Source organism: Sphingopyxis sp., assembly GCF_035250425.1.
Taxonomy (GTDB): domain Bacteria; phylum Pseudomonadota; class Alphaproteobacteria; order Sphingomonadales; family Sphingomonadaceae; genus Sphingopyxis.
This window is the reverse complement of the sequence record NZ_DATFFD010000254.1, coordinates 1-9,272: the sequence shown is the minus strand read 5'-3', so window position 1 is coordinate 9,272 and position 9,272 is coordinate 1. Positions and strand designations below refer to the sequence as shown.

At 66.7% G+C, this 9,272-nt stretch carries 8 protein-coding genes; 4 read left to right on the top strand and 4 right to left on the bottom strand.

Annotated elements, in window-relative coordinates:
* The 3 genes from VJ811_RS15480 to VJ811_RS15470 all read left to right on the top strand — a co-directional run.
* A partial coding sequence (locus tag VJ811_RS15480; protein ID WP_324073950.1) for a tryptophan halogenase family protein occupies window positions 1-838 on the top strand: 838 nt, incomplete at its 5' end.
* Window positions 835-2,118 carry a tryptophan 7-halogenase gene (locus VJ811_RS15475; RefSeq protein ID WP_324073948.1) on the top strand — a complete coding sequence of 428 codons (1,284 nt, stop codon included), beginning with the start codon at window positions 835-837 and terminating at the stop codon, window positions 2,116-2,118. The genes VJ811_RS15480 and VJ811_RS15475, both read left to right, overlap by 4 nt.
* A 102-nt stretch (window positions 2,119-2,220) precedes the next feature.
* The gene (locus VJ811_RS15470) at window positions 2,221-3,249 is read left to right on the top strand and encodes a cupin-like domain-containing protein (RefSeq protein WP_324073946.1); all 1,029 of its coding nucleotides are present in this window, start codon (window positions 2,221-2,223) and stop codon (window positions 3,247-3,249) included.
* Here VJ811_RS15470 and VJ811_RS15465 read toward each other — a convergent pair.
* From VJ811_RS15465 to VJ811_RS15450, 4 genes are all read right to left on the bottom strand, one after another.
* A complete protein-coding gene (locus tag VJ811_RS15465) occupies window positions 3,246-4,754 on the bottom strand; it encodes a tryptophan halogenase family protein (RefSeq protein WP_324073944.1) in 1,509 nt (502 codons plus the stop codon). The two genes, VJ811_RS15470 and VJ811_RS15465, sit on opposite strands and share 4 nt — an antisense overlap.
* Window positions 4,751-5,638, bottom strand: a complete 888-nt coding sequence (locus VJ811_RS15460) for an aldose 1-epimerase (protein ID WP_324073943.1) — start codon at window positions 5,636-5,638, stop codon at window positions 4,751-4,753. Before VJ811_RS15460 ends, VJ811_RS15465 begins: the two co-directional genes overlap by 4 nt.
* Window positions 5,635-7,731 carry a glycoside hydrolase family 5 protein gene (locus VJ811_RS15455; protein WP_324073942.1) on the bottom strand — a complete coding sequence of 699 codons (2,097 nt, stop codon included), beginning with the start codon at window positions 7,729-7,731 and terminating at the stop codon, window positions 5,635-5,637. The genes VJ811_RS15460 and VJ811_RS15455 overlap by 4 nt, the downstream gene beginning before the upstream one ends.
* 194 nt (window positions 7,732-7,925) lie before the next feature.
* Window positions 7,926-8,342 (bottom strand): Rap1a/Tai family immunity protein, encoded by a 417-nt coding sequence (locus VJ811_RS15450; protein ID WP_324073940.1) that lies wholly within the window; start codon window positions 8,340-8,342, stop codon window positions 7,926-7,928.
* 146 nt (window positions 8,343-8,488) lie between these two features.
* Here VJ811_RS15450 and VJ811_RS15445 point away from each other — a divergent pair.
* Window positions 8,489-9,272, top strand: a 784-nt coding sequence (locus VJ811_RS15445) for a DUF2339 domain-containing protein (protein WP_324073937.1), incomplete at its 3' end; no start/stop codon positions are given.

Genomic DNA, 9,272 nt, shown 5'->3' with positions numbered 1-9,272 from the left:
GATCGAGAAGGCGCTCGGCGTCGGGTATGAAGACTGGTCCGAATGGCTGTTCTGCGACCGTGCGATCGCCGCGCAGACGCAGAATGTCGGACCGCCGCGCCCCTATACGCTCGCCCATGCGCAGGATGCCGGCTGGCGCTGGCGCATCCCGCTTCAGCACCGCGTCGGCAACGGCTATGTCTATTCGAGCGCGCATCTGTCCGACGACGAAGCTTGCAACGCGATATTGGGGGCGATCGAGGGCGAACCGCTCGCCGACCCGCGCGTGCTGCGCTTTCGCGCGGGCCGGCGCACGAAAAGCTGGGACCGCAACGTCGTCGCGATCGGCCTCGCCAGCGGTTTCCTCGAACCACTCGAATCGACGAGCATCCATCTGGTGCAGCAGGCGGTGACGCGGCTGGTCGAACTGTTCCCCGAACGCCGCGTCGATGCCGCCGACCGCGACACGTTCAACGCCCTGGTCGACCGCGAATATGACCGTATTCGCGACTTTCTGATCCTCCATTATCACGCAACGCGGCGCGACGATTCGGACTTCTGGAACCATGTGCGCACGATGGCAGTGCCCGAAACGCTACAGCGCAAGATCGACCTTTGGCGGACGAGCGCGCGCGTCGAACTCTACACGCAGGGTCTGTTTCTCGAGGCGAGCTGGGTCGCGGTCTATCTCGGTCAGGGGGTCGTTCCGGCATCCTATGACCAGCGCGCCGATACACCATCGCGGGACCGTCTTGCGGGTTCGATGGGCGAACTCGACCAAGCAATCCGCCGGCGCGTCGCGGCCTGGCCCGACCATGCCGACTATCTGCGGCGAGCCGGCGCGTGGGAAGCGGCATGACCGCGGCGACGGGCCTGACGCGGTCGATATTGATCGTCGGCGATGGCGTGGTCGGACTGGCCGCGGCGATCGCGCTGCACTGCGCGCTGCCGGGCGCCGCGATCCGACTGGTGCAATTGCCGGGCGACGGGAGCAGCTGGCTCAATCGACTGGGCGCGGCGAGCCCGACGATCCATCGTTTCCACAGGCAGGTCGGGCTCGACCCCCAGCTGTTCGCCCGCCGGACCAACGCCGAGCCGGTGGATCTGCGCCTCTATATCCGCGATGGACAACCGCCGGTTCGCGAAGCGAGCACCGCGACGATCCCCTTTGTCGAAGGCGTGCCGCTACATCACATCTGGCTGCGCCACCGGCTCGAGAGCGGCGAAAACGCACCCGATTTCGCTGCGATGTTGCTCGCGCTGCGCGAAGCGCGCAGCGACGAGGGCGGATTTGGCGCCCGCTTCGACATGGCCGCCTATCAAAGCCTGCTGTGCGAGATGGCGGCGGCGCTGGACATCGACGTCACGTCGGCGACCGAAGTGGTTGTCGCCGCAGAGAATGGCGCGATCAGGGGCATTGCGTCCGATGGCGGCGACGTCATGACCGCGGATCTCTATATCGACGCGGCCGGTCCGCGCTCGCGCTTGCTCGCCCCACTCGGGGTCGGCTGGACCAGCTGGTCGGGCTGGTTGCCAAGGCTGTCCCTTTCGGTTTCGCCGGACGGCGGCGGCACGGCGGGCCAGGAGCGGTTGACCTATGCCGACAGCGGCATCGCCTGGCAGACACGCCACTGGCGCGCCGTGCTCGCGCCCGATGCCGCCGCACCCGGCCCCGGCTGCCTAAGCCGCTACTGGCTTGGCAATGTTGCCGCCATCGGCGAAGCCGCCGCGCGCGCGCCGGCCGCCGATGGCATCGGCCTCGGCATCGCGCTGGAGGATATTTTGCGCCTGATCGCGCTGTTGCCGCGACCCGACGGTGACGGGCACGAGCAGCGCGAATATGACCGTCGCACCGCGATCGCCTACCGCACGCTCGCCAACTGGAGCAGCCTGACACTTGCACCAGATGCCGCCGGCCCGCCGGGGCTCGCTGAAACAGGCGCGGCCTTTGCCGCGCGCGGCCGCATTGCGATCGACGAGCTCAGCCCGATCCAGCCCGGCGAGTGGCTCGCGCGCCTGATGACGCTCTACCCCACGCCGCGCCGCGTCGACCCGACCGCGCTGGCGCTGCCCGAGGCCGTAATCCGTTCCACCATCGCACGCGCGGGGCCAGCTTTGCCGCTAAAGGTGCCGACATGAGCAAGGTCGAAACGCCCTTCCGGCTGACTACCTGCGGCGCGGCGCGCTTCAGCCTCGCCGAGGTGCGGCCAGCCTCGGTCGCGGGTGGGATAATCCCTGCCCATGAGTGACTGGCTGACCCGTGCGGCGCCGATTGCCGAGGCCGATGCACGCGACGCCGGGGCGGCACAGGTGGCGCTGGCGGCGGCGAACGGGCGCCCGTTGGTGCTGCGCGGGCTGACCGCGCATTGGCCGTTGGTCGCGGCGGCGCGGCAGGGCATCGCGGCGCTGGCGGAGCGGCTGGCGGGCTATGGCCAGGGCGCGCCGATGAACGTCTTCACCGCGCCGCCGGGAACGCGCGGCCACTATTTCTACCGCGACGATATGGCGGGGTTCAATTTCCGCACCGAACGGGCAACGATGCCCGAGCTGCTGGACCGGCTGCTGTGGGCGAGCGAGCAAGCCGACCCGCCCAGCTTTTACGCGGGGTCGACCCCCGCCGCCGATTTCATGCCCGGCTTTCTCGCCAACCATATGTTGCCGGTCGACGCGCCGGGCGCGATACCGCGCCTGTGGACCGGCAACGCCTCGCACATCGCGACCCATTTCGACCAGTCGGACAATATCGCAGTCATCGTATCGGGCGTCCGCCGGTTCGTCCTGTTTCCGCCCGATCAAGTCGCGAACCTCTATCTCGGCCCGCTCAACAAGACTCCCGCGGGGCAACCGGTGAGCATGGTCGCGGTCGACGATCCCGACCTTGCGCGCTACCCGCGCTTTGCCGGCGCAATGGCCACCGCACAGGTCGCGACGCTCGATCCGGGCGACGCGATCTTCATTCCCTCGCTCTGGTGGCACAACATCCGCGCCACCGGGCCGCTCAACCTGATGGTCAACTATTGGTGCGATGCCGGTGCCCGGAGTTCGCCCCTGCTCGCCTTTGCCCACAGCCTGCTCGCCATCCGCGACCTCCCCGCCGCCGAACGCGCCGCATGGCGGACATGGTTCGATCATTTCATCTTTGGCGATAACGCCGCAACCGCTGCCGATCATCTGCCCCCGCAGGCGCAAGGCGTGCAAGGCGCCGCGTCGCCCGAACGCGACGAAACGATCCGCAATTTCGTGCTGCGCGGATTGATGGGGCCGCGTTAGTTCCCGACCAAGCGCGCGACATAGTCGGCGTGACTGGGCATCGCGCGTGCCTGGTCGTCGAACACCGAAGCGATCCGTTCCATCGCCGCGACGATCCGGTCGTCGTCGGTCGCATCGACGAGCGGATCGTAACCCTCGGGAAGGATGTTCTGCCCCAGCAAAACCGCCGCCCAATTGGCGATCCCGAACAGGTCGTGGTCGAAGCGGCGGATGCGCCCCCTGGTGCGGAACAGTTCGATCTTCTGCGCCAGGCTGTCGGGGATATCCATCGCCGCCATGTCGCGCCAGAAGGGCGTGTCGGTGCGCGCGGTCGCCTTGTAATGCAGGACGATGAAATCGCGGACATATTCATATTGATCGATCATCAGCCGGTTATATTCGTCGCGCTCGACGGCGCTGAACGCCATGTCGGGGAACAGCCAGAACAGCTTGTTGATGCCGGTCTGGATCAGGTGGATGCTCGTCGATTCGAGCGGCTCGATAAACCCGCCCGCGAGCCCCAGCCCAACGACATTGCCCTCCCACAAGCGTTCGCGTACCCCAGCGGTAAAACGAAGCGGGCGCGGTTCGGCCAGCGCTTCGCCATCCAGATTGGCGAGCAACGTCGCGCGCGCCTCGTCGTCGGTCGCATGACGGCTCGAATAGACGACGCCGTTGCCGGTGCGGTGCTGGAGCGGAATGCGCCATTGCCAGCCGAACCCGTGCGCGGTGGCGCGCGTCGCGGGGATCAGCGGTTCGATCCGCGCCGACGGCACGGCCATTGCCCGGTCGCACGGCAGCCAGTGCGACCAGTCGCGATAGGCGACCCCCATTTCCCTGCCGAGCAGCAGGCTGACGAAGCCCGAACAGTCGATGAAGAAATCGCCCGCGATTTCGCGTCCGTCGGTGAGATGCAGCGAAGTGACATGCCCGCTCGCCCCGTCACGATCGACGCCCTCGATCCGGCCCTCGATCCGCTGCACCCCGCCCGCTTCGGCGCGGCGGCGCAGAAAAGCGGCGTAAAGCGCGGCATCGAAATGATAGGCCGTCGCCATCTGGTGCAACGGCGAGCGCGGATCTCCGCTTTGCGGCGCACAGCCGCCGCGGCGCACGGCCGCCCCTGTAATGAAATAGTCCGTGAAGGGCCGGATCCGCGGATCGCCCCGGTGCTTCAGCCAGAACTGGTGGAACGCAATTCCTTCGAAATTATGCCCGGGGTCGCCGAAGGGATGAAGATAGCGCTCGCCGAGCGCGCCCCAGTCGACGAACTCGATCCCGAGCTTGAAGGTCGCCTGCGTCTCGCGGATGAACTCGGCCTCGTCGATGCCCAGCATGCGATTGAAATCGCGGATCGGCGGAATCGTCGCCTCGCCGACGCCCACCGTGCCGATGGCGTCGGATTCGACGAGGATGATCCGCCGCTGGCCGTCGTTCAGGAACCGCGCCGCGGCGGCTGCGACCATCCATCCCGCTGTGCCGCCGCCCACGATGACGACGGTTCGGATCGGCGCGCCGCCCTCGGTCATATACGCTCCCATGCATCAAAGGCGATGCGTGCGCGGATCGTTTCGCCCGGCGCCGCAACCGGCATCGGCTGCCCCGCCCCGCCAAGATTCAGCGCATTGTTGCCGTGTGGCACGGGTTCGAAGCAGAAGAAACGGGCATCGGCGGGGGTGTAGACGACTGCGCACGACAGGTCGGACAGGATGGTCAGGCCGAGCGGGCGGTCGTCCCACCAGATAGCGGCGCGGCCATCCCACCCGTCATAACAATTATCGCTTTCGCAACCCGCGATCGCGCGGCCCGCCGCAAAGTCGGTTGCCGTATCGGACGCGATAGCGCGCAACGGCAACTGGTCGGCTCCGGCAAGCCACATCTGTTCGGCGGTAAATTGCAGATGCGCTTTGGCGGCGTCGAAATAGGGATGCATTCCAATTGCCAGCGGCACGGCGCCGGCGCTGCGGTTGGTGACGATCAGATCGACCGTCAGCCCCTCGGGCGCCAACGCGAACCGCTGCTCAGCCGAAAAGGCCCACGGCCAGTCCGCGTCGCCGCGATGCTCATATCGCAGCACAGCATGGGCATCGGTGCTTTCGGTGACCGCCCACCCCCGCAGCCAGCCGACGCCGTGCAACGGATAGACAAACCCGGCCATGTTCGGCGGCAACCGGCGCGCCAGGCCGTCCCACATAAAGGAGCCGCCGCCGATGCGGTTCGAATAGGGCACGAGCGGGAAGCTCGCCGTCGCCCGCGGATCCCAGCCCGGCTGGGCGGCGATTCCGCTCTCATAAAACATCGGCTGGTCGCCGATCCGCCAAGCCGCAATCGCGCCGCCGGCCTCGGGCACAAGCGTCAGCCGCGACGGCCCTGCCGTCAGCGTCCGCGTCGCGAACGGTCGGTCGGCGCTCATTTGCCCGCAGCTTGGCCCGCTTCGCGCAAGACATAGACGGGGCCGATCTCGATCGCCTGCGCCGCCCCGGCGGTGTGCAGCGCCAGTTGTCCGGTCCCCGCCGCGAGCGCGAGCGACGCGGTGGTGCCGATCTGATAGAGCCGCCAGTTCGGACCCACCGTCAGCATATTGTCGGCAAAGCCGTCATAAGGTGCAGCATTTTGTTGCACCCGGACCGCCAGCTTGCCCTGCCCGTCAGGGGTCGATGCCGACACCGTGCGCGCCAGCACCGCGATGCGCAGGCGGTCGCCCTTCGCGATCGCGTCGCGCAGCGGCACCGCGGCGCCCGCGTCGAACACATTGGCCCCCGCCGCACCGACCGTCAGCAGGGTCGCGACCCGGCCATAGACGTTGGTCGTCGTCGCCCTCGCCGCCTGCTTGTCGCCATAGAGCAGCCATTCGCGGTTTGCCGGATCGTTGAGCAGGGTGCCCTTTCCGGCCAGTTGCGGCGGCAGTTCGGGGTCGGGGGCGGGCGCCGCAGTGTGGGGCGCCTGGCGGATCGACTTCGCGCCCTCGACGATGATGACTTGTCCGATCTCGATCGTCTGCCGCGCTCCGGCCAGTTGCAGCCCGAGAACCGCCTGCCCCTTCGGCACATCGCGGTTGGCCGTGGCGGGCACTTCATAGAGCTGCCATTCGGAACCAACGGTCAGCACCGTGTCGCCGAACCCCGCATAGGGGGCGACATTCTGCTGGAAACGGACGCCGATCCGTCCCTTGCCGTCGGGGGCGTCGGACTTGACGGTGCGCGCCCAGAAGGCCGCGACATAGTCACCCTTGGTCCGCAGCGCGGTGCGGATCGGCACATTGGCACCGGCGTCATAGGCCGCGACCCCAAGCGATTGCAGCGCGAACTGCATCGCGGCGCCGCCGCCCGGGATGTCCGCCGATTTGACGATCCTCGACTTCATGATCGCGCCGAAGGTGGCCCAATTCAGCGCCGAGGGGTCATTGATCAGTGTGCCCGGCAGGCTGTCGTCGAGCGCCTGCAGTTCGGGCGTCGCCTGCCGCTCGCCCGCGGATGCCGGCGGAGCCGCGGCGGGCGACGGCGCGCTCGTCGGATCGGGCAGCCCGATCGCACCGCGCATGCCGGGCAACCACGCCTTCTTCTCGCTGTCATAGAAGGGAAAGGTGTTGGTATAGGCCCAAGTGCACATGCCGACGCCGAGCGGCGCGAAGGCCTTGGTCACCGCGGCATGATATTGCACCCGCTGATCAGGCGGAACGGTCGTATGCGCCCCCGTTTCGCCCATGAAGGGGAGCAGGCCGGTGCGCGCCGCGTAATCGCGAATCTTCTGCACATCGCGCACCAGCCGCGCGGCATCGTCGGCGCTGCCATAGGTGCGCCCCAGCGGCGGCACCGGATCGACCCACGTCGCTCCCTGATGGGTAAAATCGAACGGCTCATAATAATGAAAGGTCGGATAGACGTGCGGATCATCGGGCAATTTCAGCGTTTTGAGTGAATCGATGCCGCTCCAGAACTCGCCACCGATGATCACCGGCCGGTCGGGATTGGTGGCGCGCACCGCCGCCAGCGCCGGCGACAGCGCTTCGAGCAGGTTGGCGTTGGTGAACTTGTCGTGCGGCTCATTCTCCAGCTCGAACCACAATGTCTTGGCGGGTTGGTCCGCAAAGGCGACGCCGATCTGTTTCCAGATCCCGGCAAAGCGCGGCGCGCTGCCCAACGGATCGCTGTGCATCGATTCGAAATTATGGCTGTCGAGTATGACGTTGAGCCCTGCCGCCTGCGCCGCGCCGACCAGATGCTGCACCCGCGCGAGGAATGCCGGATCGATCGTGTAGGGCGCCTCCTTTCCGGCGTGGCTGTCCCAGCGCACCGGCAAGCGAATGGTCTTGAAACCGGCCGAGGCAATATTGGCGAAATCGCTGTCGGCAATTCGATGCCCGCCCCATTCCGTTTCGGTTGGCGGCTCAAGGCTGTTGCCCATGTTGATGCAAGGCCCGACGGGCAGCCCGCGAGGAGCCGCCATACTGCTTGCCGGTGCCGCGATCGACGCGATCGTCGCGGCAAGCATCATTGCCTTTTTCATCCAGACCCTCCCCAACCGGCCATCGTAGATCGTGGCTTGCCACATTATGGTAGCGCTACCAGTTCGCGGGGTCAAAACCTAATTGGGCCATCCCCTAGGGCGAATCCTGTTTCGGCAAGGGCATCGTCAGCGGCGGGATTGGGACAGGTCTTCCCATCGCCGATCGGTCGTTCAGACGTGGTCGATGCACGTCCCTATCGCGGTTTGGGCACCGAGATATACACACCCCCGGTGTTCGGATCGACCGAGAGATAGGGCGAGCTCTTGCATGGGAAGGAGGCGTTCATCGCCATCAGGAACAGATGGTGCGTGGACAATTGCCTGGTCTGTGGATTGTCGCGAAGGAATTTGTGAAACACGTCGCGATACTGCTCGTAGGTCGCACCGGCCTGCGGGCAGTACACGGCCTCTTCGGGCGTTTTCCCCGTGTTCATCACCGGCGCATCGGCGATGCCCATGAAATATCCGATGCAAGCGCTATAATCCTTCGGACCCGCGACGCATTGGCTGTAATAGGAATTGCCGCCCGCAAGGCTTTCGCGCTTCTGAAAGGCCGCGCTGTCAGCCGGCGACAATGCCGCGAACAGGGCCAGAACAATCAACCGCTTCATTCGCCCTCCCCAGGGACTTTTCCCTAGCGGCTTCCTATACCCGATATGCCGCCGGGCCTAATGCTAATGCGCCAAGCTTTTTATCCTGCCAAACAGATCGAAATTGCTTCCGCTGCCTGCTAGGAACGCGGACTGAAGGGATCAACGTGTTCGACGTCCTCGCGTTTCTGGCCATTATCATCCTGTTCATCCTGTTGATGGACACCCGCGGCCGGTTGAAACGGGCCGAGGCGACGCTGTTGGAGGCGGCCAAACGGATCGGCGCGCTGCAGCGCGGAGCCGGGCCGCCCGTGACCGAGGACGCGGATGTTGAGATCGCGGCAACGGTCCACGAAGTCGCCGTTCCGGTGCAGAGCCAGCCCGCCGCTGCTGCCGGCGCAACACCGCTCCCCGTGCGATCGGCCGATCCCGTCGAGAGCATTATTGAAACGCCGCCCTCACCCGCCGCCGTCGCGGCGCCTGCGCCGAAACCATCAAAGACGCCCGCTCCGGCCGAGCCGCCCGTCAGCCTCGCGTCGCGGTTCGAGAATCTGTTCGGAAAGACGCTGCCGATCTGGGCCGGCGGGCTCACGCTCGCGATCGCCGGCGTGTTGATCGTTCGCTATGCGATCGATGCTGGCTTTTTCGCGCGCATCTTCACCCCCGGCGTGCAGATCGTCGCCGGGCTATTGTTCGGCTTCACGCTGATCGGCGGCGCCGAATATGCATGGCGTAACGAGGAAAAATTGCGCGACGTCCGCGTGCCCCAAGCGCTTTCAGGCGCGGGCATCGCGACACTCTATGCCGCGATCATGGTCGCGGCGAACGTCTATCAACTGATCGGGCCGCTGCTCGCCTTCCTCGCGCTCGCGCTCGTCACCGCCGCGGCGCTCGGCCTGTCGCTCCGGTTCGGCCCGCCCAGCGCGCTGCTCGGCCTGGCGGGCGGGCTGG

Excerpts from the sequence above, each read along its gene's own strand:
- VJ811_RS15475 (WP_324073948.1), top strand. The coding sequence starts at position 835 with ATGACCGCGGCGACGGGCCTGACGCGGTCGATATTGATCGTCGGCGAT.
- VJ811_RS15470 (WP_324073946.1), top strand. The coding sequence starts at position 2,221 with ATGAGTGACTGGCTGACCCGTGCGGCGCCGATTGCCGAGGCCGATGCA.
- VJ811_RS15465 (WP_324073944.1), bottom strand. The coding sequence starts at position 4,754 with ATGACCGAGGGCGGCGCGCCGATCCGAACCGTCGTCATCGTGGGCGGC.
- VJ811_RS15460 (WP_324073943.1), bottom strand. The coding sequence starts at position 5,638 with ATGAGCGCCGACCGACCGTTCGCGACGCGGACGCTGACGGCAGGGCCG.
- VJ811_RS15455 (WP_324073942.1), bottom strand. The coding sequence starts at position 7,731 with ATGAAAAAGGCAATGATGCTTGCCGCGACGATCGCGTCGATCGCGGCA.
- VJ811_RS15450 (WP_324073940.1), bottom strand. The coding sequence starts at position 8,342 with ATGAAGCGGTTGATTGTTCTGGCCCTGTTCGCGGCATTGTCGCCGGCT.